This window comes from Cyclonatronum sp. (genome assembly GCF_022565315.1).
Classification (GTDB): Bacteria; Bacteroidota; Rhodothermia; order Balneolales; family Cyclonatronaceae; genus Cyclonatronum.
Genome location: NZ_JAIUMX010000001.1, coordinates 1 through 24,972, shown reverse-complemented (window position 1 = coordinate 24,972; position 24,972 = coordinate 1). Strand labels below are relative to the sequence as shown.

The following is a 24,972-nucleotide window of genomic DNA, read 5'->3' as shown; positions in this document are numbered from 1 at the left end:
AAGCAGCATTGATTAATACCTGAAAAGCTTAATACAGGAAATTGAAACGACAGGCTGCATCAGTTTGGTACAAGCTTTGCTATAGGCTGTGATGCCTTTTGAAAATGCGAAAATCCAGAAATACAGTTCCGATAATAATGCTGTCCATTAAGATAAAAATATCATGAGATTCTATTCCAGAAAACTAATCAAGCCTGAAGACCTTAACCCCAACCACACCCTGTTTGGCGGAAGCCTGCTGCGGTGGATTGATGAAGAAGCTGCGATTTTCGCTATTTGCCAGCTTCAGAGCGATAAGCTTGTTACGAAATTTATCTCCGAAATCAATTTCATCAATTCGGCCAAAGCCGGAGATATCATTGAAATGGGTATGGAGATACTCAGCTTCGGGACAACTTCTGTTACCTTTAAGTGTGAAGTCCGGAATAAATTCAATAAAAACAAGATTATCACTATCGATAAAATTGTTTTCGTGCATGTAGATGAAAACGGCCGCCCCAAAGCGCACGGTATTACAAGCGAGCGGGAGCCCGAAGAAGATCAGGCCTACGAGCCGGCATAAACGGCAAGGGTGCCGGCCGTGCGGCCGTGCGGTTTAGCGGTTGGCTTTTTCAAACAGAAACCGCATCATAGCCCGGTATTCCGGTGTGATTTCAATGCCGCGGCGGCCCATCATTCTTTCGGCAGCCTCCATAGCTTTGTCGAACTTGTAGATATCCTCACCGTTTTTGGTGAGCCATCGGAAGGATTTGATGTGCTTCGGGGGGAAATCACCCAGCACGATATTGGAGAAAACCCCGCAAACCGTGCCCGTATTGAGCATGGTATTGATGGCTGTTTTGGAGTGATCGCCCATGATGGTGCCGCAGAACTGCAGGCCGGTATCGTATTCCTTTCCGGTCTCCCATTCAGTGAGCCGCACGCTGCTGTAGTTGTTCTTCAGATTGGAGTTGTTAGTGTCGGCACCGAGGTTGCACCATTCGCCGATGGCAGAGTTGCCAAGAAATCCGTCATGGCCTTTATTCGAGTAGGCCTGCATTACCACATTCTGAACTTCCCCCCCGACCTTACACCAGGGGCCGATGGTGGTGTCAGCATAAATTTTTGCGCCCATTTTTACGGTAGCATGATCACACACAGCAGCAGGGCCACGGAGCATTGAACCTGCCATAATGGTAGCTTTCGCACCAATATAAACAGGCCCTTCTGCTGCAAGTATTGTGCAGCCAGGCTCGATTACGACGCCTTCATCAACAAATATCTGATAGGCGTTTTGAAAAAATACACCCGGAAACCGACTTTCATCAACAGGTCTTAAGCCTGATTTGAGCAGGCTTATATCTGCCAGTATTTCCCCGCCGTTAAATCCAAAAACCTGCCAGGGTGCATCAAGCAAAGTTCCGCGGTCGGTATCACGAAAGCTTATATCTGTGCCAGGAATGCTGCCAGCATTGAAAATGCTGACACTTCTGCTGCCATCCATCCTCAGAGCAACGGGCGTATTGCTGTGCATCAGGCCTTCATCGGTCTGCAGCTGCATAATTTGGCCTAAAACTTCGAGGTCCGGTAAAAAACGGCCGTTAATCCAAATACAGTCCTCGTCGGGGTTGAGCGGAGGTGCGGGGTACACACCAGCCATATATTCAGGGAGCTGACGTGTAACCAGTTCCGGGCTGAGGTACCGCTCCCATTTTTCAGCTATAGTCAGAATTCCGATCCTGACCATATTTGACGGCTTTGTTAATGTGAGGGGCATCAGCCGTGTAGCCCTTGAATCATCGAAAAAGCAAAGTTGCATGGTTCAGCTATTGAGCTTGGAAGACCTGATTAGAGATGGCTCTATAACTCAAAAAGGGAATAGAGTTTAGCCAATATAGCAATTAAATGAGCACATTTTGTGAATCAGATTGCCGTATAACGCCATTAAGTAATGCCATTATTATAATATATGTATTTATAACTAACATGTTTCTGAGAGATCAACCCATTTTCAGAAAAAGGCTTTTGTGGATGTTGCAAGCTGTTTTTACAATTTAGCAAAGTAAGCTTAATGCACAATCAGGAACAGGAATCATGATAAAAGGTGAAAAAAAAATGCGCTTTCAACACTGGTTTTAATTCCCTAATTTAGGTGAATTATAACTTTTCCAAGTCAAGAACAGCAGGTCGTGCAGGTTTACTGTGCATTAATTGAGCAGTTCAGTTAAACCTGTATTATTAAGTAAATCAATAACAAACCCAATACTCTTATGTGCGGAATAGTCGGATACATTGGATTTCGCGAAGCTTCAGATGTTATCATCAAGGGGCTTAAAAGACTTGAATACAGAGGCTACGATTCAGCAGGAATCGCAATTTTAAACGGAACATTAATTGTAAGGAAAGGAAAGGGCAAAGTTGCCAATCTTGAGAGTCTGCTCACAGAAACAGACGTTACAGGCACCATTGGCATAGGGCATACCCGCTGGGCCACACACGGCGAGCCCAACGACATCAACGCACACCCCCACTGGGATGGCAGTCAGAATTTCGCCATTGTTCATAATGGCATTATCGAAAATTACGATGCCCTCAAAAAAGAACTTAGCAATAAGGGCCACATTTTTCAGGGAGAGACCGATACAGAAGTGCTCGCACACCTTATTGAAGAAATTCAGCGGGTTGCATCCGTTGATTTTGAAACAGCCGTTCAGATGGCTCTCAAGCAGGTTGACGGCACCTACGGTCTGGCTATCGTAAATAAAAACGAGCGGGATAAAATTATCGTAGCCCGGAAGGGCTCGCCTCTGCTGCTTGGCATTGGCGATAACGAGGTGTTTATTGCCTCTGATGCTTCCCCGATTATCGAATACACCAATAAAGTGGTTTATCTCGATGATGATGAAATGGCAATTATCAGCCGCGACGGCTATCAGGTGAAAACCATTTCAAATGTTAAGCTCAGCAAGGAAGTTCACGAGCTTGAAATGAATATTGAGCAAATTGAAAAAGGCGGATATGCCCACTTCATGCTCAAAGAAATTCATGAGCAAAGTCAAACAATCGCCGACTGTATGCGCGGAAGGCTTATTGTGGAAGATAATAAAATTGTTCTCGGCGGTATCGAAGCAGTCACAGACCGCCTGGTAAATGCCCGCCGCCTCATTATTGCGGCTTGCGGTACAAGCTGGCACGCCGGGCTTGTTGGTGAATACCTGATTGAGCACCTCGCCAAGATGTCGGTCGAGGTCGAATACGCTTCCGAGTTCCGCTACCGCGATCCGCTCATCACCAAAGAAGATGTGATGCTCGTGATCTCCCAAAGCGGTGAAACAGCCGATACCCTGGCAGCCGTGCGCGAAGCCCGCTCCAAAGGAGCGCTTGTGCTTGGCATCTGCAATGTGGTAGGCTCAACCATTGCGCGTGAAACCGATGCAGGGGTGTACACTCACGCCGGCCCTGAAATCGGGGTTGCCTCAACCAAAGCGTTTACCGCACAGGTTACGGTGCTTACCATGATGGCCATTCTGCTCGGTCAGCGCCGTAAAACGCTGGCTCCGGACGAAGCTTCAAAAATCATTAAGGCCATGAGCGAAATTCCGAAGAAGGTGGCGGAAATCATGACCAAGTTTGATGAAATTGACGCCATTGCCCGCCTTTTTGCCTATGCCCCGAATTTCCTGTATCTCGGCCGCAGCTACAATTTCCCGGTTGCCCTTGAAGGCGCGCTCAAGCTCAAGGAGATTTCCTACATCCATGCGGAAGGCTACCCGGCCGCTGAAATGAAGCACGGACCTATCGCCCTTATCGATGAGCTTATGCCGGTAGTGGTACTCGCTTCAGCAGCACATACCAACGACAAAATGGTGAGCAACATCGAGGAAGTACGTGCCCGCAAAGGCCGTGTAATTGCCATCACTACGGATAATAACAAAGACGTTCAGCGCCTTGCTGAATTCTCGGTTACCATTCCGGAAACGCACGATTTACTTACGCCCCTGCTCACGGTAATTCCGCTGCAGATTCTCTCGTATCAGATTGCGGTGTACCGCAAGTGTAACGTAGATCAGCCGCGTAACCTGGCCAAAAGCGTTACCGTGGAATAATTTTCCCGCGGCAGATGTTTGTAAAGGCAGTATCCTCAATCGGAAGGATACTGCCTTTTCTTTTTTAACCGACGAAAGCCGGATTGCCCGCATGTATGTCCTCAGCATAAAAAATATGGTTTGTCCCCGCTGTATCGATGCGGTGGAGCAAAGCCTGAGCGATGCCGGGCTGCGCCAGGAGACCGTTCGTTTGGGTGAAGCCGTGCTGCAAAGTCCGCCGGAACAGGCCGCTTTGGAGCAGCTGGAAGCGGATCTTCGTGCAAAAGGCTTTGAGCTTATCCCCCCGGGCGACGAACAGCTGGGCGCTCAGATCAAAAGTGAGATCATCAGGTTTCAGCAGCAAATCGAGGCGGGGGCAGCACCGGGCCTGCTTTCTGACTGGCTAAGCAGCAAGCTAAACAAAAACTACAGCTACCTGAGCGGGCAGTTCACCCAAACAAGCGGACACACCATCACGCAGTTTTATGAGAAGCTGCGCACCGAACGCGCCAAAGAATTACTCGCTCTCAACCGCCTCAGCGTTGGTGAAATTGCCCTCACCCTCGGCTACAGTTCCTCGCAGCACTTCTCGGCCCGCTTCAGGGAACAGACCGGCCTCAGCCCCACGGCCTGGCGGCAAAAGGGCGGGGAACGCCGCTCACTGGATGCGATTTAGAAACGCATCACCCAAAAAATATATACAAAGTAGCGGCAAATCCGAACGCCCGGGCCCGGTAAAGTGCCTACCTTAAGGAGTCATCATCCCGAAAGCCAAAAGCCCGTTTTGCTATGGAAGCAACCCTCTCCCGCATCCGATTCGATATCAAAGGCATGAGCTGCGCGAGCTGCGTGAGCGGTGTCGAAAAAGCCCTCAGCCGGGTTGAGGGCGTTGAAGAAGTTTCCGTAAATCTGGCGACCAATCAGGCCGAAGTGGTTTACGAGGCCGGCAAAATTTCGGAAGAGCGGCTGATGCAGGCCGTTGACGATGCCGGCTTCGAAGCGGTACTGCCCGAAACAAAAAAACAGCAGCCCGCTGAGCACCGCCTGAAAATTACCGGCATGAGCTGCGCGAGCTGCGTAACCGGTGTCGAGAAGGCCATCGCCAGGGTGCCGGGCACCCGCGACGTTTCGGTGAATCTCGCGACCGGCGAAGCCCGCTTTTTCCGGGATGAGCCCGACCTGAACCCCGTAATTGAAGCCGTAGATGCAGCGGGTTTCGAAGCAGAAGCCATCACCGGAAACACTACTACCGCTTCACCCACAGAAACGGAGGGCACCACTTTCCGGCGCCGGTTTTTTATCGCGCTGCCGCTGGCGTTGCTCGTAAGTGTGATGGATATGGGCCCGATGTTCATCCATGCCTGGCATGAGGCCATCCATCCGGTTATGTTTGAATGGAATCTGGCGCAGCTGCTGCTTACCGGCTTCATTATGTTTTATGCCGGGAGTCAGTTTTTTACGGGCGCATGGAAAGCGGTGAAGCGCAAAAGCGCCGACATGAACGTGCTGGTTGCCGTGGGTACCGGCGCGGCTTTCCTGTTTAGCGGTTATGCGACTTTCTTCGGGCGCGAAGGCGGTTTGGTGGAACCGATGGATGTGTACTTCGATACCGCGGCTGTGATTATCGCCCTCATTTTACTGGGCCGGTGGATGGAAGAGCGCGCCCGAAACAAAAGCCGTGATGCCCTGGGCGGGCTCCTCAAACTCACGCCGCCGCGCGCGCACCGCATCGGTGCCGGGGGGCAGCCCGAAACCATCACCCTCGATCAGGTGCGCACGGGCGACGAGCTGCTCGTGAAGGCATTTGAGCAGGTTCCGGTTGATGGTGAAGTGCTCAGCGGCAGCCCCTCGCTTGATGAATCGATGATGACCGGTGAAAGCGTGCCGGCCGACAAAACCCCCGGCGATGCCGTAACCGGCGGCACGCGCAACACAAATCAGTCCTTCCGGATGAAGGCTACTGCCGTAGGCGAAGATACAGCCCTGGCCCGTCTTATCGAGGCCGTGCGGCGCGCGCAGGGCTCCAAGCCGCCGATTCAGCGGCTGGTGGATAAAGTCGCTGCCGTATTCGTACCCGTCGTAATTGTGATTGCCCTCATCACCCTGCTTGCCTGGATGTTCTTGGACGGCGACCCCGCAAAAGCGGTGGTCAACATGGTGGCTGTGCTCATTATCGCCTGCCCCTGCGCGTTGGGGCTGGCAACACCCACCGGCATTATGGTCGGCTCAGGCCGGGCGGCAGAGAAAGGCATCCTCATAAAAGATGCCATTACCCTGGAAGAAGCCCGAAAGGCCGACGTAATCCTCCTCGATAAGACCGGAACCCTCACCACCGGCGAAATGCAGCTCACCGGCATCTTCACCACGGGAAGTTTGCCGGAGGAGGAGCTGCTCAGCCTTGCGGCCTCCGTCGAGCAGGAGTCCGATCACCCGATCGCGCAGGCTGTGGTGCGCTACGCAAAGCAAAAAGCGCCGCACATGCCCCGCGCGGAAAGTACGCAGACGCAGGCCGGAACCGGCATTACCGGAGTGGTGAACGGGGAAAAAGTGCAGATCGGCTCTGTAGAGCTGCTGGGCGGGACAAGTGCGGATGTGCAGGCCCGAATCGATACCTGGCAGGAAGCCGGCCGCACGGTTCTGGTTGTGCTTATCGACGGCGAAACGGCTGGCCTGCTGAGCATCAGCGATGAGCCCCGCGAAGATGCGGCCGCATTTGTGAAGCAGCTCAAAGCCATGAACATCATGCCGGTGATGGTTACCGGCGATCAGGAAAAAACGGCGCGTTACGTAGCCGGAAAGCTGGGCATTGAGGAAGTGCGCTTCGGCGTGAAGCCCGACGAGAAAGCGCAGATTGTGCAGCACTATCAGCAGCAGGGCAAGCATGTGGCCATGGTGGGCGACGGCATCAACGATGCGGCAGCGCTGGTACAGGCCGACCTCGGTATTGCGCTGAGCAGCGGCACCGACCTCGCGGTTTCATCAGCTGATATCACCATTGCCGGTGCTTCGCTCGGCAAGGTTGCCGAGGCCATCACACTTTCCCGGAGCGTGCTCCGGATCATCCGGCAGAACCTTTTCTGGGCCTTTGTGTACAACACTGTGGGCATACCGCTTGCGGCATTTGGCATACTCAGCCCCATGTTTGCCGCCCTTGCCATGGCCCTGAGCTCGGTGAGCGTAGTCGGCAACAGCCTGCGTATCCGGAAATTGTAAGCAAAATGAGTATATTAACCGCCAGCCAACTTAATTTTAAATTATCCGGCCATCAGGTTGCCAGTCATGGTTTACTTAACTATATTCGTCAGCACGCTAAGGACTCACGAATAAGCAAGTTAGGGTATTGCCATGAGAAAGAACAAAATGACCGCCCTGAAAGTAGGGCTTGCACTTCTTGTTGTTTTGGTGATGATGGTTGGTTAAACAAACAACTCTCATTATGGAAGACACACTAAGCATTCGGGTGGAAGGAATGACCTGCAACGGTTGTTCCTCCCGTCTGAAAAAACAGCTTGAAAAGCACCCGCAAATCGAAAAAGCCGAAGTTGATCACACCAACGGCATCGCTATGATAGCCGGAAAGGTTACCGAAGAAATGGTAGCTGAAATTGTGGAAGCCAGCGGCTTTACCTACAAAGGACCCGACGTAGTAAACTAAACCGATGAAAGGGCATACCAACTCATTACGGTCAAAAGTCAGCATTTTCATAAGTTTTTGGATGATGCTTTCCGTGGTTCTGCCTGCCGCAGAAGCCGTGGCTGCGTATGCCGGTTTGCCCTGCCCGGAAACTGCTGCCCCAGCCCCGGAGCGGGCCGCGCTTATGAGCTGCTGCCCTGAACAGGCCGAAGCCGTTGCTCAGCTTGCAGGTGAAACCCTGCTTGCCGGACTTACCCCTTTTTTTAGCATTGATGAGCGCACCCGCGGATGCGAACCATCCGCAGCTGTGCCGGCCTGCTGTACGGAGTGCGACTGCTTTTTCAGCCTGGCATCTGATGCGCCCAATTTCGCTGAAATCCTGAAAAGGGTCGTTGTTCCGCAAAAAGAATCCTTCCCCCTTTTTCCGCTGCTTCAGCACAATACCGCTGATGAAGCCCTGCAGGCTTCCCTCCCCCGGTTTTCCGCTCCCCGACCTTCCGGCGATCTGATCCGCCCTCCCGCAGCCGCCCTCCCGCTGCGTGTCGTAAACTGCTGCTATCTGATTTGAGAAAGCGCCGCTGACTGAAGGGCTCTGAAGCCCGCATTCAGCTTTTTTTCGCACATCCCCCCAAACCCGTCAGCTTTGCTGCCATGCCCCGGTATGGTCCGCTTTGGATGTGCGCTCCACGCTTTTCTCCATTTCAACACAGCAGCTTATGCTTCACCGAACCATTCGTTTTTTTCTGGAAAACCGGCTTATTGCCGCGCTTTTGCTCTTTTTTCTGGTGGGATGGGGCCTCGCTACATCGCCCTTCGCTTGGGATTTGGGCATCTGGCCCCGCGATCCCGTTGCCGTTGACGCCATCCCCGATATCGGCGACAATCAGCAGATTATCTTTACGGAGTGGCCCGGCCGCTCGCCACAGGATATTGAAGATCAGATTACCTACCCCCTCACAACGCAGCTGTTAGGTCTGCCCGGCGTGCGGGCCGTGCGCAGCAACTCGATGTTTGGCTTTTCGGCCATCAACATCATTTTTGAGGATGATGCGGAGTTTTACTGGAGCCGCGCCCGCATCCTCGAAAAGCTGAATGCGCTGCCCGCGGGCATCCTGCCGGAAGGCGTGCAGCCCTCCCTCGGTCCGGATGCCACCGCGCTGGGTCAGGTGTTCTGGTACACCCTGCAGGGGCTCGACCCCGACGGAAACCCCGCCGGGGGCTGGGATCTGGATGAGCTCCGCAGCATTCAGGATTTTCAGGTGAAATACGCCCTTTCTTCGGCTTCGGGCGTGGCGGAGGTCGCAAGTATTGGCGGCTTCGTGCGGGAATATCAGGTGGATATCGACCCCGTGCGCATGCGTGAGCGCGGTGTTACGGTAACGCAGATCGCCAATGCCGTGCGGCAGAGCAATCTCGATGTGGGCGCCCGCACCCTCGAAATGAACCGCGTTGAGTACGTGGTGCGCGGCCTCGGCTACATCCGCAGTCTCGCTGATATTGAGAACAGCGTGGTAGCCGTGAACAACAATGTGCCGGTGCTCATCCGCGATGTGGCCGAAGTCACTACGGGTCCGGCGCAGCGGCGGGGCATGCTCGACCTCGAAGGCGCCGAAGCCGTTGGCGGGGTGGTCGTTGCCCGATTCGGTGAAAATCCGCTGCAGGTGATTGAGGCGGTAAAAGCCAAAATGGAAGAAATTGCCCCTGGTCTGCCGGTACGCACCCTCGATAACGGCACCCGCTCGCAGGTCAGCATCGTGCCCTTCTACGACCGCAGCGACCTCATCCTTGAAACCCTCGGCACCCTGGAGCAGGCCCTCACCCTGCAAATCCTGATTACGCTCATCGTAATCATCGCCCTGGTGATGCACCTGCGCACCGCCCTGCTGGTTTCCGCGCTCATGCCTGTGGCCGTGCTCATCTCCTTCATCATGATGCGGCATTTCGGTGTAGAAGCCAACGTAGTAGCCCTGGCCGGTATCGCGATCTCAATCGGTACGGTGGTCGATATGGGCATCATTCTTACCGAAAATATGCTGCGAAGGCTGGAGGATGCGCCCCTGGCCGAAAGCCGCATCGGAGTGATTGCCAAAGCCGCGCAGGAAGTGAGCCCCGCCATCGTTACGGCCCTGCTCACCACCATTATCAGCTTTCTGCCCGTATTTCTGCTGGAAGCGCAGGAAGGCCGCCTGTTTGGTCCGCTGGCGTTCACCAAAACCTTTGTGCTGCTGGCCGCGCTCGTCATCACCCTCACCATTATTCCCGCGTTTGCGTACTGGCTGTTCACGGCCCGCTTCGACAAGCTGCTGTGGAAAAAAATCTGGAGCGCCCTGCTTGTGGTGAGCGGCCTCGCGGCCTTTTGGCTGCTGCCGTGGGCGGGCTTCATACTGCTGGGGCTGGGCCTCACAGGGCTCCTCCGCGCCTTTGAAGTTAAGGGCCTCAAGCCGGGCCTGCTCAGCCTGGCCAACACCGTCATCATCGTGCTGGGGCTGAGCTGGCTGATGTCAGACAGCTGGCTTCCGCTTGGCCCCGAAAACAGCCGGCTGATTAACACCCTGTTTCTTGTTTTTGTGGTGGCGCTGGTGCTGCTTTCGTTTTGGGGATTTATGCGCGTGTATGAGCGGGCGCTGCGGTTTTTTATGCAGCGGAGAGCACTGTTTTTTGTGCTTCCGGTGCTGCTGCTGTTTTTCGGCGCGCTGTCGTGGCTGGGCTTCAGCCGGGTATTTCAGCTGCCGGCTACGGCTGCGGAATCAGTCGGCTGGGAGCTGCGTGAAACCGGGCTCTGGCAGTCAGCCTCGCACACCTTCCCCGGCCTTAACCGCGAGTTTATGCCCCGCCTCGATGAAGGCTCCTTCCTGCTAATGCCCACTACCATGCCGCACGCCGGCATGGCGGAGGTCGCCGAAATGGTGCAGATCATGGATATGCGCGTGGCTTCCATCCCTGAGGTGTCGGGCGTGCTGGGCAAAATCGGGCGCGTGGAGTCGGCCCTTGACCCCGCACCGATTTCCATGTTCGAAAATGTGGTGACCTATCATCCGGAGTTCAGGACCGACGAAAACGGCCGGCGCATCCGCTTCCGGGTTGACCGCGAAGGAAACTTTGTGCGGGACGAAAACGGCGGCCTTATCCCCGACCGGCGCGGGCGCTTCTACCGGCAGTGGCGCGATCACATCCGCTCGGTTGATGACATCTGGAGCGAAGTAGCCGCCGCGGCCACCATCCCCGGTGTAACCACTGCCCCGAAACTACAGCCGATCGAGACCCGCATCATCATGCTGCAAACCGGCATGCGCGCCAACATCGGCATCCGGGTAAGCGGCCCCGATCTGCAAACGATTGATGACTTCTCCGTGGCGCTCGAGCACCTGATCCGCGAGGTTGAGGGCGTTCGCGCAGCTTCGGTGTTTGCCGACCGCGTGGTGGGCAAGCCCTACCTCGAAATTGATTTGCAGCGGCAAGCCCTGGCCCGGCACGGCCTTACCGTGCAGCAGGTGCAGGAGGTGATTTCCATCGCGGTTGGCGGCATGCCCCTCACCACTACCGTTGAAGGCCGCGAGCGCTATCCGGTGCGGGTGCGCTATGCCCGTGAGTACCGCGACAACCCGGAGAACATCGCCCTCATTCTGGTACCCGCCCCTGACGGCAGTCAGATTCCGCTGGGTCAGCTGGCGGAGATTCGCTTCGCGACCGGCCCGATGAGCATCCGCAGCGAGAACACCTTCCTGAACAGCTATGTCACCTTCGATGCGGTGCCGGGTTTTGCAGCCGTGGAGGTGGCCGAAAACGTGCAGCGCCATCTCGACCGGCGCATCGCCTCGGGCGCACTCGTAGTGCCGGCGGGCGTCAGCTTCACCCTTGAGGGCGAGTACCGCAATCAGCAGCGGGCGGCGCAGCGGCTGCTGGTGATCGTGCCGGTAACCCTGCTGCTCATCTTCATGCTGATTTACCTGCAGTTCCGCTCGGTTACCCAAACCGGCATCATCTTCAGCAGCATTGCGCTGGTATGGGCCGGCGGTTTCCTCATGCTCTGGCTGTGGGCGCAGCCCTGGTTCATGAACTTCAGCCTGCTTGGCATGGATATCCGCGGCCTGTTCGGCATGGGTACCGTGAACCTGAGCGTGGCCGTGTGGGTCGGTTTCCTTGCGCTGTTCGGCATAGGCGTGGATGACGGCGTGGTGCAGGCGACCTATCTGCGGCAGCTGTTTGCCGAGAAACGACCCGACAGCCGCGCTGAAATCATCGAAACGGCCATCGAAGCCGGTCTGCGCCGGGTGCGTCCCTGCCTGATGACAACCGCGACCACCCTGCTGGCCCTGCTGCCGATCCTCACCTCGCCCGGCCGCGGCGCCGAAATCATGACGCCCATGGCCATACCGCTGTTCGGCGGCGTGCTGTTCCTGCTGCTGTCGCTTTTCATGGTGCCCCTGCTCTACGCCATTGCCGCCGAATACCGCCCCGATTTCGTGATTCCGGCTCCGGCCGAAACCACATCACCCTGATTTTTATGATGATGATGAAAACAATCATGCATACTACAAAAAACAAGGCCATTCCCGCCTCCGCTGTTTTTTTTCGGGGGATGGGGAAGCTCCTCGCCGTTTTCGGGCTGCTTGCCCTGCTGCCTGCCGCCGGAAGTTCCGCTTTGGCGCAGCAGGTGGCCGATCAAAAGCTGCCGGCTGAAGCCGAAGCCCTGATTCTGGAAGCCCTCAGCTTTAACCCGGCCCTTGCGGCCTCGGCGCATCAGATTGAGGCGCAGGCAAGCCGGGAGCGTCAGGTGAGGTCGCTGCCCGACCCGGAAGTTAATCTGGGCTACTTCATTAATCCGGCGGAGGAGAGTCAGCTTCTGGGGCGCTTCTCGGTTTCGGCCATGCAGATGTTCCCCTGGTTTGGCACCCTGAGCGCAGCGCAGCGGCAGCAGGAACAGCTCACCGCCGCCGAAGGGCAGCGCCATCTGGAGGCCGCCCTCGATCTGGTGCTTGAGGTGCAGCTGGGCTGGCTCGATCTGGCCGAAAACGGGCAGCGGGAGCAGCTCCTGCACGAAGAGCTGGCCCTGCTCGCACAGCTCGAAGACTGGCTGGCGGCACGGCACGAAACCGGGCTCGCGCGCCAAACCGAGCGCATCGCCCTGCAGATGGAGCGCAGCCGGCTGCAGACCCGCATCCAGAACGTGGAGGATGCCCGGCTTCCGCTTCAGACCCGGCTCAATACGCTGCTGCAGCGCGCGCCTGAGCGACCGCTGAATCTTCGGGCTGAGGTGCCGCTTCGGGAGCTGGTGGCAGGCCCGGAACACATCACCCTGCAGCTGCTGCAAAACCGGCCGGAACTGCGCGAATACACGCAGCGCACGCAGGCCCTGGAGCACGCGATGGAGCAAAACCGCCGCATGGGGCTGCCCGAATTCGGTCTGGGATTTGAGGTGATGGGCCGCGATTACGGCACCATGAACATGATGCCCGCCATGAAGGAATCTTTTTACGGGATGGCGACCGTGCGCGTGCCGCTGTGGCGAGGCAAATACGACGGCCGGCGTGACGAGTACCGCGCCGGCATGCAGGCCCTCGAACAAAACCGCGAGGCGGCCCGGCTTCGGATGGTCGCCCGAGCGGAAACCCTGCAGTCGGCCTGGCGCGAAGCCCGGCGGGCGGTAAGCCTCTACGATGAGGAGCTGCAGCCGGCTTTTGAGCAGCTCTACCGCCTGCAGCTGGAAAGCTACGCCGCCTCTGAAACGGGCTTCAGGGAGCTGCTGCAGCTGCGCCGCGACTGGCTCGAAGCCCGCACCGACCGGCTTGAAGCCCGCTTCCGCGCGGAGCGTGAACTGGCCCGCATCGAGCGCGAAACCGCAAGCTGGCTGGAACTGGTGCTCAGCCTTGAGTAGGCCGCACCCGAAAATAGGCTCACATCCCGAACGATTAACTTTTTGATTTTTAGAATGATGGAATGGAATAAAAAAACACTGCTGCTGCTTACGGGCGTACTGCTGACCGGACTTTTTCTGGGATGGCTGATTTTTGGCGGAAGTCATAATCATGATGCGCATAACGGCCACGGCCACGATCATGATCACGCGCACAGCCACGGGGAAGCCGGTAACGGTTCCGCAGCTGCGGCTGAAACGGTCTGGACCTGCTCCATGCACCCGGCCATCCGCGAGGAGGGGCCCGGGCTGTGCCCGATTTGTGCGATGGACCTTACCCCGGCTTCCGCCGATGACGGCGGCGATTTCGAGCTCAGCATGAGTGAAGCCGCCGTGCACCTTGCGGGCATCCGCACTACGGAAGTGGTGTCGGCACAGCCGGTGCGCGAGCTTAGCCTGCCGGGCCGGGTAGTGCCCGATGAGCGCCGCCTGCACCGGGTGAGTGCCCATTTCCCCGGGCGCCTCACCTACCTGCGCACGGCTGAGACCGGCATGCAGATAAGCCGGGGTGAGCTGCTTGCGCGGGTGTATGCACCCGAGCTCGTGAGTGCACAGCAGGAGCTGCTCGAGGCGCAGCGGCTGGCAGCGCAGCACCCTGAGCTGCTGCGGGCGGCACGGGCACGGCTGCTGCAGTGGGAGCTGAGCGAGGCGCAGATCGACGCCATTCTTGAAAGCGGACGCGTGCGGCAGGAGCTCGAAATTTTCGCGCCGGTCAGCGGCGTGCTCATGCGCCGCAATGTGGAGCAGGGCGCCTATGTAGCACAGGGCACCGTGCTGATGGAAGTGGCGGATCTCTCACAGGTGTGGCTGCGTTTCGAAGCCTGGGAAGAAGACCTGCCGTGGATCGAGACCGGCACCGAAATCAGCTGGCACCGCCGCGGCCGGGCGGGTGAGCTGAGCGGGGCAGTTGTGGAGTTCATCGATCCGATGGTGGATGAGCGCACGCGCACAGCGGGCTTGCGGGCCTCGGTGAGCAACCGCGATGCGCAGCTGCGCCCCGGAGAGCTGGTGCAGGCCACGGCACGTATCACCCTGTCCCAAACACAGCTGATGGTGCCGGCAAGCGCGGTACTCTGGACCGGGCCGCGATCGGTGGTTTTTGTGGAAGACACCGAAGCCGAAACCCCTCGCTTTGAAAGCCGCGAAGTGACCCTCGGGCTGCGGGCGGGTGATTTTTTTGTGATTGAAGACGGCCTCGAAGCTGGCGAGCGGGTGGTGTTCAGCGGGGCCTTTAAGCTGGACAGCGCTTTCCAGCTGGCTGACCGCTTCAGCATGATGAACCGCGGACCCGGCCTGCAGCCGGTGCGGCAGGGGCACGGCGACCACGCCGAAGTACGCCGGTTCCGGGATGTACCTGAAGCATTCCGAACCGGGCTCACCCGCCTCACCCGAACCTATCTCGAAGGGAAAGAGGCTTACGTTGAATCTGATTTCACGGCCTCGGTGCAGGCCTTTGAAGCTTTTCAGGAGCAGCTTGCCGGGCTGGACCGGGCGCAGCTGCCGGTTGATATGGTGCAGCCGTGGCGGGGGCTCAGCCGTGCCCTTGGCGCACACGTTGAGCTGCTGCTGGCCGCCGGCGATATTGAGGACGGCCGGGCACAGTTCCGTCATCTTTCGGATCAGATGGTACTCGCCGTACGGCAGTTCGGTGTTGACGGCGTAGTGTACCATCAGTACTGCCCGATGGCCTTCGAAGACGAGGGCGCACACTGGCTCAGCGCAGAGGAACCCATCATGAACCCCTACCTGCCGGAAATCATGCTCATGTGCGGCGATGTGATCGCGCGCATTGAGTAGTGGCCAGGGGAATGAGCTTCACCGCAGACCCGGCCGGATCTGAAGCCGGTCGGGGCTGCGGTGAACTTCCTCACTTACAAAACCCGGAGTACAGCGGGAAAAAGCTCAAGACGGGAACCTGATATGTTGTAAATCATGCTGCCGTTTCGTAGAATGGATAAGAAACAGGTATTTATCACAAAACCCATGCTCTTATGAAAAAAAAGCTGACACTTACCGTAGAAGAAGAGGTAATTAGCTCTGTGAGACGCAGAGCTAAAAGGAAGGGTGTTACTGTTTCCAAAATGTTTGAAGAAGTTATGGGTTCATATCACGATGAAGGAGTTGAAACGGATCAGCAACGTGCCGCTAAAAGATTGCTTCTGGCATTAGAGAAATCGGAGTCGATCCGATCAAAGGAAGATCAAAAGCTCTTAAATGAATATGTTCAAAGGAAATTTGCCTGAACTTTTTTTGGACGCTGATGTGGCTTTTGACATTATTTCGAAACGTGAGCCGCACTTTAATGAATCTGTAAAGATTTTGGAGCTCGCATCTGTGAACAAGGCCAAACTGGCAATTTCCGAAAGCAGCCTGGCAACATTGATTTATCTTTCTTTTGAAATCTACAAGATTGAAAATGCTTCGGATAAGCTTTATGATTTTATCTTAGCCTGTGATATCCTGAGTGGAGGAAGGCCGGTAATGCTTCAGGCCATTTCATCAGAATTCCGCGACAAAGAAGATGCCCTGCAATATTTTACCGCGCTGAATCATGGCGCTGATTATTTCATAACGAGAAATATTTCAGACTACAAAAAATCAGAAAAAAGATTACCGGTTATGACGCCGGCTGAGTTTATGAGTTTCTTTAAATGATTTTCAGGAGCTGACTTCCTCCCAAAAAACCACAAAGCCCCCCGGAAGCTGCATTACGGGGGGCTTTGTGGTTTTTTTAGCGAAGTAGGTTTGCTACAAAGGCATGGCGCCTGTTTGTGCTGAGGGAACTTGAAATTGAAATGAAGGCGTCGTGTACCACCAATACTGCCCGATGGCCTTCGAAGACGAGGGCGCACACCGGCTCAGCGCCGAAGAGCCCATCATGAACCCCTACCTGCCGGAAATCATGCTCATGTGCGGCGATGTGATCGCGCGCATTGAGTAGGGGCTGGGGGAATGAGCACCGAAGATCAAGTTAGTTGATGATGTTCGGGGCTGATAAAGCAGTAAGAATGGAAACGGTCAGGCTGCATTAAGGAAAATCAAAAAAGGTACGCATAAAAATTGCTGAATGGCCTAATGCCCGCAGGATGCGGAAGATAACATGCTTCGCTTTACTCCGCCTTGCCGTGAACCAGAATGTCAGTCATTCCTGAAGCGATAATGGTACCTGCAACTGCCGCGCCCGCATTGGAGAAATGGAACATATCATAAAAATATTCAGATGACTTTCCCATTTTTGCAGCTAAATCAATCAGGGGAATGCCATAGGCCCGGGCAACTTCGCGGGTCGTTTCGTTGTACAGCTGCAGCACACGCCACAGCTGATAACCGCTTCCTCCTCTGTATTCGATTTTAGCTAAATCAACACCTGTTAACGGGTCGGTTCCCTCGCCGGCTAATATTGCCTGTGTTACCAAAACGGGCATAATGCCCGATTCAAGAGACATTTCCACAAAACGGCTGAGGCGGTTCCGGTACGGCTCTGTAAAATAATAGGCATGCCAGGCAAGGGCACGTTCGGCTTCTTCACGGTCAATTTCTTCAAACACCGGCTGTTGTTTTAGGTCTAAAAACTGATGTCTGACCCCTGCGTCTCCTGCAAGGTAAATCCTGTAAAGATGCAGGCCCGTAGCTACGACTTCACTGTAATATGAAGCAGACCTGACGAACTCAGCAGCCGATGAAAACCGTAGCCCGGACCTGACTCGTCGTTCATAGCTGTCGCTTCTGCCAATATCATTCAGACCTGCTTTCAGGATGATGAAATCGGGCTGCAGGGGAAGCAGATGATCTTCAAGGAGGATGAGATGTCCTATTGTAGAGTGTCCGTCCATTGCGGCATTATTTACCCACACTTCATGTCCTGCCGCATTTAGTGCAGAAGCCATAACGGCGGGCCAATCTTTGCCATCAGACAGATAAAAACCCTCAGTAGTGCTTCCGCCAACTGCGATGATCCGGGCCACATCATGCGGCTTGCCATCTGGTTCCGGACCTCTGAAGCCTAAACTGTTTTTGGTATGCCTGATTTGCTCATCAAGCCTGGGAATATCCACCTGCTGGAATTCATAAATCCTCTCGTATGGGAGCATGATGCGGTTGCCCCTCACCCGGATTTCAATGGGACTCCATAACCGCAGCAAAACCTCTGCTATGATTAAGGCCGCCAAAAGTCCCGTAAAAAATGCTGCAAGATTTTTGATCATGATTGAATCCGGATTGCGGGAAAGGTTTGTTCAGCAGAAGGTTACGATGCCCGTGAAATGCGTTTTCCTTTTGATGCGGACATTGAGGCAGTGCATTTCACGGGCTGTTTACCGGTTAGATTGAAAGCGCAGTGTTTCCGACTGAGGCAGCGAAAATTCGTTTAAAAACTCAGCTGCTCAAATGCAGGGCAAAAAAGCCGAGCATGGTTTTGTAGAGTTCGATGCGGTTTTCCTCGTGCTGAAAGCCGTGCCCTTCGTTGTATTTCACCATGTAGGGTACGTGAAAACCGCGGGCGCGCAGGTTTTCGACAATCTGATCCGATTCATGAATGTTCACCCGAGGGTCGTTGGCGCCCTGAACCACGTACACGGGCCGGGTTATTTTATCCACATTAAGAGCCGGGGAAACCTGTTTCATGATTTCCTGATCGGATTCATCCTCAAAATCGAACCACTGTGCGCGCAGCTGACCCATGAAGGGTTTCCAGTAGGGCGGGAAGGATTTGTAGAAGGTGAACAGGTTGGAGACGCCCACATAATCGACGGCGCAGCAGTACAGCTCAGGGGTTTTAACGAGGGAGCCGAGGGCTGCGAGTCCGCCGTAACTGCCGCCGTATATGGCGATGCGCTTTTCATCGATCGCGAAGTTTTTGAGGGCAAAGGCTACCCCGTCTTCGAGGTCGTCGAGCATGCGGCGCCCGATTTGTTTGCTGCCGGCGAGGTAGAATTTTTTGCCGTAGCCGCCTGAGCCGCGGTAATTAATCTGCAGGGTCGCAAAGCCGCGGCTTGCAAAAAGCTGCGCTTCGGGGTTGAAGCCCCACTCGTCGCGCGGACCGTACGGACCGCCGTGCGGGTTCACGATCAGCGGCACTTTCTCACCCCTTTCTGCCTGCGCGGGCAGGGTGAGGTATCCGTGCAGGCTGAGGCCGTCACGGCTCGTAAACTGCACCGGGCGCATGGCAGCCATGTGTGCTGCATCAAGGTGCGGCATGAGGTCGGCGATTTTTTCGAAACTGCCGGTGCCGGTATCAAAAAGGAAGTAGGCCCCGTAACTGCGGTCGCTGCCGGCATACAGCAGGTAGCGGGATTCATCGTCCGTTCTGCCTGCAACGCTGAATTCCTGCCCCTCAAAAAAGGCTGTGAAGTGTTCATGCAGCTTGGTGTAGGTTTCACTCACGGGGATGATGACATCCTTCTCGCCGGTGTAGTAATAAAAATCAATTTCGTAGCCGCGGTTGCGGGAAAGGCTGAGTCCGCCGGCGTCGTAGGTCTCGTGCCGGAACAGGGTCTCGGTTTTTGTACAGGCGGCAAGGTCGTAGCGGATCAGCTCTGCGGTATCGCTTTCAAGGTTGGAGCTTACAAAGGCAAGGTGCGGATTTTCAGATGTATAATCGAAACCGAGCAGGTCGAAGCTGTCCTGCCAGCCGGTACGCAGGATTTCCTCAAAGCCGGAGGCTTCATCTCTGCGGTACAGCAGCACGTATTCGGTACCGTTTTCCTGCCGGGTGAAGGCCCGCAGCCGGCCGCTTTTGTCGAAATGGTAGCCTGTTACCGGCGATACGGGGTCGTTGTTGGTGAAAAGCTTCTCCAGCGCTCCGCTAATCACATTAATCTTGAAAGGCTCAAAAAGCTCCGGGTTGTCTTTGTTCATTTGTATGATGATGTGCTCCGGATCTTCCTTCAGCTGGCTGAGCAGCATCACCTTCACCCCGTCGAAAGGGGTGAGTGCCTGAAAGCCGGTGCCGTCCACATTGATGCCGTAGAGCTGATGGTTTTCATCCCCGCTTTTGTCCTGCACGTACAGCAGGCGGCTGTCGGTTACCCACATGTATCCGTCGATGAGCTCATCACCCTCGTCCAGAATCTTACGGACTTCCCCCGTCTCAAAATGCCGGGCAAAAATGGGGCGGCGGCCGCGCTCATCGCGCTCGCGGTAGGCAATCCATGTGCCGCCGGGAGAAAGCTGAAAGGCCGAGAGGGCGGGTTTGCGGAAGTAGTCTTCTACAGAGTAGCGGTAGGTGCCCGTGTCTTTGGCAGCAAGAGCAAGCAGTTCTTCGGTTGAGGAGGCAAGCGACGGATTCCCGGGCAGAGGTTTGTTTTCAGTTTCCATTATAAATGATCAAATTCGATTGGGTGTATAAGAAATAAGCGGAAAAGCCGCGTGGCAGAGCAGAAAAACGCAGCCTTGTGTTTTGCTTCAAAATAAGGCCTGTATAGCAGGGATGAAATAAAATTGGTTTTGATTTCAAATCCTCTTATTTTTGCAATCTGTATAAAAACAGGAAGCTTTGCAGCAGACACTTACGCAATCCGCAGTGTGGTGCTGCAAAGCTTCCTTTGTAACCAAGTATATCCCATCCAAAAAAAGATATCCCATGTCACGCAGAGACGATATTACAGGGTCTAAAGCCATGAACGGCTACCGTTCTTCCAAGGCGAATAACAAGACCAAGCGTCTTTTTCACCTTAACCTTCAGAAAAGAAAATTCTACATTCCGGAAGAAGACCGCTGGGTAACCCTGAAGGTAAGCTCGAAAACGCTTCGTACCATCAATAAAAATGGTATTTACGCCGTACTGAAAAAGAACGGTTTACTCACCAAAATCTAATTCGCTAAACGAGCAGCATCATGGCAAAAGCAAAAGGTAATCGCATTCAGGTAATTCTGGAGTGCACCGAAAAGCCCGGTACCTCCCGTTATGTTACGACCAAAAACCGCAGAACGACCACCGGCCGTATGGAGCTGAAGAAGTATAATTCTGTTCTGCGCAAGCACACTGTGCACAAAGAAATCAAATAAGCAATTCATTCTTAACCCGCAAGGTATTCAGTAATGGCTAAGAAGCAATCATTCGGTGAAAAAGTACTTGCCGCCAAAATGTCTCAGCGTAAAATGGCGAAAGTAATTATAGGTCAGAAAACAGCTCAGGGCAGCCCAAAATTTAAGGAAGCGATTGTTGAAGCTGATAAGATCAGTGACTTCATTTCCGCTAACCGCTCCTGATATTTATCTGTTTTTGCCTCCATTTAACTCTTTACACCGCCCTAAGAACGTGTTGTAGTTGTAGTTGTAGTGAGTAAAAAGGTTGTATTCCTATGTGAATGCAGCCTTTTTTTATTTTAATCTGCGGCAGTAACCGGTTTTCAGCAGCAATTTGCAGCGGTGCTGTGATTTGTATATTTCCGCCTGAATTCAAAAACACGTTCCTTTGTTTAAATCCGGTTTAAAAGAATTTTGATATTGTAATGCCGCCCGACAGCTCTTTTCAGGCTTAAGTACTATCCGACTAATATAATTTCGCTATGATGCAACGCACCTCCGTTTCCGAATCAAAAAATCTTCAAAAACTCCGTGAACTTCTTCGGGAACGTGTACTTGTGCTCGACGGCGCTATGGGCACCATGATTCAGAAGCACAAGCTGGAAGAAGAAGACTTCCGGGGCGACCGCTTCAAAGACTGGCCGGTAAACCTGAAGGGAAACAACGACCTGCTGAGCATCACCCGTCCGGACATCATCCGGGGTATTCATGAAGCTTTTCTGGAGGCAGGGGCCGACATGATCGAGACCAACACCTTCAGCTCAAACCGGATTTCGCTGGCTGATTATGAGCAGGAAGCCTTCACCCACGAACTGAACGTAGCCTCTGCCAGACTTGCCCGTGAAGCCGCCGACGCTTTCACCGCGCGCAACCCCACCAAACCCCGCTTTGTGGCCGGTGCCATGGGCCCTACCAACCGCACCCTATCAATGTCGCCCGATGTAAATGATCCCGGTTTCCGGGCCGTCACTTTTGAAGAACTTGCCGGTGCCTACTACGAGCAGATCGTGGGGCTGGTGGAAGGCGGCGCAGACATCCTGCTGGTGGAAACCATTTTCGACACCCTGAATGCCAAGGCCGCGCTCTACGCCATTCAGCAGCACGCACAGGATACCGGCCTTTCGCTGCCGGTGATGATTTCCGGTACCATCGTAGATCAGAGCGGCCGCACGCTGTCCGGTCAGACGACCCGCGCCTTCTGGACCTCCCTCATGCACACGCCCAACCTGCTTTCCATCGGGCTGAACTGTGCCCTCGGCTCCAAACAAATGCGGCCGTTTATTCAGGAGCTGGCCAAAAGCTCGCACGTGTTCACGAGCCTCTACCCCAATGCCGGCCTACCGAATGAATTCGGCGAGTACGACGAGTCGCCCGCATTTTTCGGGGATGCCATCCGGGGCTACCTCGACGACGGCTTCCTGAACCTGGTCGGCGGCTGCTGCGGCACAACGCCCGAACACATCGCCTCTGTTGCCCGTCAGGCCGAAAAAGCCCGCCCGAGAGAACTGCCCCGGCCTACGAAACTGCTCTCCCTTTCGGGTTTGGAACCGCTCATCATCACCCCGGAAACCAATTTTGTGAACATAGGGGAGCGCACCAACGTGACCGGTTCGCCCCGTTTTGCCCGCCTCATTAAGGAAGACAATCTGGATGAGGCCCTTTCCGTGGCAAGGCAGCAGGTCGAAAACGGTGCGCAGATTATCGACATCAATATGGATGAGGGCATGCTCGACTCGGAAGCGCTGATGCGCCGCTTCCTGAACCTGCTGGCAGGCGAGCCCGATATTTCCCGCGTGCCGGTGATGATCGATTCCTCGAAATGGAGCGTGCTCAAAGCCGGGCTCGAAAGTACGCAGGGCAAATGCGTGGTCAACTCCATCAGCCTGAAAGAGGGCGAAGAAGCCTTCATCCAACAGGCCCGCGAAATCATGAAATACGGCGCCGCGGTAGTGGTGATGGCTTTCGATGAGCAGGGTCAGGCCGATACCTACGAACGCAAAACCGAAGTTTGTGAACGCGCCTACCGCATCCTCACCGAAGAAGTTGGCTTTCCGCCTCAGGACATCATCTTTGACCCCAACGTGCTCACCGTCGCTACCGGCATTGAGGAGCACAATTCCTACGCCCTCGATTTTATCCGGGCCACCAAATGGATTAAGGAAAACCTGCCGCATGCCAAAGTAAGCGGCGGCATCAGCAATATTTCATTTTCCTTCCGGGGGAACAATCCCGTGCGTGAGGCCATGCACTCGGCCTTTCTGTACCACGCCATCCGTGCCGGACTCGATATGGGCATCGTGAATGCCGGCATGCTCGAGGTTTATGACGAAATCCCGAAAGACCTGCTTGAGCGCGTGGAGGATGTGCTGCTGAACCGCCGCCCCGATGCAACCGAGCGCCTGGTTGACTTCGCCGAGAGCTACACAAGCGACGCCAAAGTGAAGGAAACCAAAACCCTGGAATGGCGCGAAAAAAGCGTGGAAGAGCGCCTCAAGCACGCCCTGCTCAAAGGCATCGTCGATTTTGTGGAAGCCGATACCGAAGAAGCCCGCCTCAAATACCCCGAACCGCTGCAGGTGATCGAGGGTCCGCTGATGGACGGCATGAACGTGGTGGGCGACCTCTTCGGGGAAGGAAAAATGTTCCTGCCGCAGGTGGTGAAAAGCGCACGGGTGATGAAAAAATCCGTGGCGGTGCTCATCCCCTACATCGAAGAAGCGCAGCGCAAAGCCGAAACCTCAACCGCCAAGGCCAAAGTGCTGCTGGCAACGGTAAAGGGGGATGTGCACGATATCGGCAAAAACATTGTGGGCGTAGTGCTGGCCTGTAATAATTTTGAGGTGATTGATCTCGGGGTGATGGTGCCTGCCGAAAAAATTCTGGAAGAAGCACAGCGGCAGCAGGTGGATGTGATCGGCCTGAGCGGCCTCATCACGCCTTCCCTTGATGAAATGGTGCACGTGGCGCGGGAGATGGAGCGGCTCGGGATGAAAATGCCGCTGCTGATCGGCGGGGCTACGACCTCGCGCATCCATACCGCGGTGAAAATTGCGCCGCACTACTCCGGCCCCGTAATTCACGTGCTCGATGCCTCGCGAAGCGTGCCCGTTGTGGGCAAGCTGGTTACCGAAAGCATGCGGGCGGCCTACACGGCATCGGTGCGGGAGGAGTACGAAATGCTGGCCGAAGGGCACCGCAACAAGGGCAGCCGCGACCGCTACCTCAGCTATGAAGCCGCGAAAACGAACCGGACGCCCGTAAGCTGGAAAGCCGAAGACATTGCCATACCGAAACAAACCGGCATTCAGGTGATGGAAGATGCCGACCTGAGCGTGCTGCGGCAGTACATCGACTGGACCCCCTTTTTCATCACCTGGCAGCTTGCCGGCAAGTATCCGGCCATCCTGGAAGATGAGGTGGTGGGAGAGCAGGCGCGCGAACTGTTTCAGGAAGCCAACAGGCTACTGGATGACATCATCCGCGAAAAAAGCCTCAAAGCCCGGGCCGTGTGGGGCCTGTTCCCGGCCAATGCCGCGGGCGATGACGTGGAAGTGTACACCGATGAAAGCCGTACCTCGGTAAAAACCGTGTTCAGCATGCTGCGGCAGCAGACCGAAAAACGGGAGGGTCAGGCGAATAAATCCCTGGCAGATTTCATCGCCCCGAAGGAAAGCGGCCTGCCCGATTACATGGGCGGTTTTGCCGTTACAGCCGGAATCGGCATCGAAGCGCTGCTAAGCCGCTGCAAAGAGGAGCACGACGACTACAAAGCCATCATGATTAAAGCGCTTGCCGACCGCCTTGCCGAAGCCTTTGCCGAATACCTGCACGAGCAGGTGCGCAGGCAAAGCTGGGGCTATGCCCCGGAAGAAGCCCTCAGCAATGAAGACCTCATCAGGGAGCAGTACCGCGGCATCAGGCCGGCGCCGGGCTATCCCGCCTGCCCCGACCACACCGAAAAGCAGAAGCTCTTCGACCTGCTGCTGGTACCGGAAACAACGGGCATCACCCTCACAGAATCCTTTGCGATGTACCCGGCGGCCTCGGTCAGCGGTTTTTACTTCGCACACCCTGAATCGGCCTACTTCCGCGTGGGCCGCATTCAGCGCGATCAGATTGAGGACTACGCCCGCCGCAAAAACATGCCGGTCGAAACCTGCGAACGCTGGCTGGCCCCGGTGCTGGGCTACGAGCCGTGAGGCTCCTCATCTCATCTGCGTAACAAATTCGGGCTCTTTTTTTGGGTGGGAATTCAGTGGGCATCGCTTGTTTTCGCGTCAGCCTGATAAACCCTGCGCCAGGAGCGTTTTTGGGATTGTTGATCAGTAGGGTCT

At 55.3% G+C, this 24,972-nt stretch carries 18 protein-coding genes; 15 read left to right on the top strand and 3 right to left on the bottom strand.

Annotated elements, in window-relative coordinates; translation table 11 throughout:
* Nucleotides 1-163 precede the first annotated feature (163 nt).
* The gene (locus tag LAT75_RS00090) at nt 164-562 is read left to right on the top strand and encodes a hotdog domain-containing protein (protein ID WP_291480566.1); all 399 of its coding nucleotides are present in this window, start codon (nt 164-166) and stop codon (nt 560-562) included.
* Between the two features lie 33 nt (nt 563-595).
* Here LAT75_RS00090 and LAT75_RS00085 read toward each other — a convergent pair whose 3' ends face one another.
* Nucleotides 596-1,798, bottom strand: coding sequence for a putative sugar nucleotidyl transferase (locus tag LAT75_RS00085; protein ID WP_291480565.1), 1,203 nt, complete (start codon nt 1,796-1,798; stop codon nt 596-598).
* A gap of 451 nt (nt 1,799-2,249) precedes the next feature.
* On the opposite strand from LAT75_RS00085, the gene glmS reads away from it, so the two are divergent.
* From glmS to LAT75_RS00035, 10 genes are all read left to right on the top strand, one after another.
* Nucleotides 2,250-4,085 carry a glutamine--fructose-6-phosphate transaminase (isomerizing) gene (gene glmS / locus LAT75_RS00080; protein ID WP_291480564.1) on the top strand — a complete coding sequence of 612 codons (1,836 nt, stop codon included), beginning with the start codon at nt 2,250-2,252 and terminating at the stop codon, nt 4,083-4,085.
* 115 nt (nt 4,086-4,200) lie between these two features.
* The gene (locus LAT75_RS00075; protein WP_291480563.1) at nt 4,201-4,740 is read left to right on the top strand and encodes an AraC family transcriptional regulator; all 540 of its coding nucleotides are present in this window, start codon (nt 4,201-4,203) and stop codon (nt 4,738-4,740) included.
* Nucleotides 4,741-4,853: 113 nt separating this feature from the next.
* Nucleotides 4,854-7,277 (top strand): heavy metal translocating P-type ATPase, encoded by a 2,424-nt coding sequence (locus tag LAT75_RS00070; RefSeq protein ID WP_291480562.1) that lies wholly within the window; start codon nt 4,854-4,856, stop codon nt 7,275-7,277.
* Between the two features lie 223 nt (nt 7,278-7,500).
* A complete protein-coding gene (locus LAT75_RS00065) occupies nt 7,501-7,719 on the top strand; it encodes a heavy metal-associated domain-containing protein (RefSeq protein ID WP_291480561.1) in 219 nt (72 codons plus the stop codon).
* 61 nt (nt 7,720-7,780) lie between these two features.
* Complete coding sequence (locus LAT75_RS00060) at nt 7,781-8,266, top strand: hypothetical protein (RefSeq protein ID WP_291480560.1); 486 nt, start codon at nt 7,781-7,783, stop codon at nt 8,264-8,266.
* Between the two features lie 148 nt (nt 8,267-8,414).
* Nucleotides 8,415-12,197: an efflux RND transporter permease subunit gene (locus tag LAT75_RS00055; protein ID WP_291480559.1), complete on the top strand. Its 3,783-nt coding sequence runs from the start codon at nt 8,415-8,417 to the stop codon at nt 12,195-12,197.
* A gap of 26 nt (nt 12,198-12,223) precedes the next feature.
* Complete coding sequence (locus LAT75_RS00050) at nt 12,224-13,573, top strand: TolC family protein (RefSeq protein WP_291480558.1); 1,350 nt, start codon at nt 12,224-12,226, stop codon at nt 13,571-13,573.
* 42 nt (nt 13,574-13,615) lie between these two features.
* Nucleotides 13,616-15,409 (top strand): efflux RND transporter periplasmic adaptor subunit, encoded by a 1,794-nt coding sequence (locus LAT75_RS00045; RefSeq protein WP_291480557.1) that lies wholly within the window; start codon nt 13,616-13,618, stop codon nt 15,407-15,409.
* Nucleotides 15,410-15,603: 194 nt separating this feature from the next.
* Entirely contained in the window at nt 15,604-15,855 is a 252-nt protein-coding gene (locus LAT75_RS00040; protein WP_291480556.1) for a DUF6364 family protein, read from the top strand.
* On the top strand, nt 15,827-16,267 hold the full coding sequence (locus LAT75_RS00035) for a PIN domain-containing protein (RefSeq protein WP_291480555.1): 441 nt from the start codon (nt 15,827-15,829) through the stop codon (nt 16,265-16,267). Before LAT75_RS00040 ends, LAT75_RS00035 begins: the two co-directional genes overlap by 29 nt.
* Before the next feature lie 455 nt (nt 16,268-16,722).
* Here LAT75_RS00035 and LAT75_RS00030 read toward each other — a convergent pair whose 3' ends face one another.
* Entirely contained in the window at nt 16,723-17,817 is a 1,095-nt protein-coding gene (locus LAT75_RS00030; protein ID WP_291480554.1) for an SGNH/GDSL hydrolase family protein, read from the bottom strand.
* A gap of 169 nt (nt 17,818-17,986) precedes the next feature.
* Nucleotides 17,987-19,927, bottom strand: a complete 1,941-nt coding sequence (locus LAT75_RS00025; RefSeq protein ID WP_291480553.1) for a S9 family peptidase — start codon at nt 19,925-19,927, stop codon at nt 17,987-17,989.
* Nucleotides 19,928-20,192: 265 nt separating this feature from the next.
* Between LAT75_RS00025 and rpmB the strand changes: the two genes are divergently transcribed.
* From rpmB to metH, 4 genes are all read left to right on the top strand, one after another.
* The gene (rpmB, locus tag LAT75_RS00020) at nt 20,193-20,426 is read left to right on the top strand and encodes a 50S ribosomal protein L28 (protein WP_291480552.1); all 234 of its coding nucleotides are present in this window, start codon (nt 20,193-20,195) and stop codon (nt 20,424-20,426) included.
* 17 nt (nt 20,427-20,443) lie between these two features.
* A complete protein-coding gene (gene rpmG / locus LAT75_RS00015) occupies nt 20,444-20,617 on the top strand; it encodes a 50S ribosomal protein L33 (RefSeq protein ID WP_291480670.1) in 174 nt (57 codons plus the stop codon).
* A 33-nt stretch (nt 20,618-20,650) separates the two neighbouring features.
* Nucleotides 20,651-20,821, top strand: a complete 171-nt coding sequence (locus LAT75_RS00010) for a DUF4295 domain-containing protein (RefSeq protein ID WP_291480551.1) — start codon at nt 20,651-20,653, stop codon at nt 20,819-20,821.
* A 299-nt stretch (nt 20,822-21,120) separates the two neighbouring features.
* Entirely contained in the window at nt 21,121-24,837 is a 3,717-nt protein-coding gene (metH, locus tag LAT75_RS00005; protein WP_291480550.1) for a methionine synthase, read from the top strand.
* Nucleotides 24,838-24,972 lie beyond the last annotated feature (135 nt).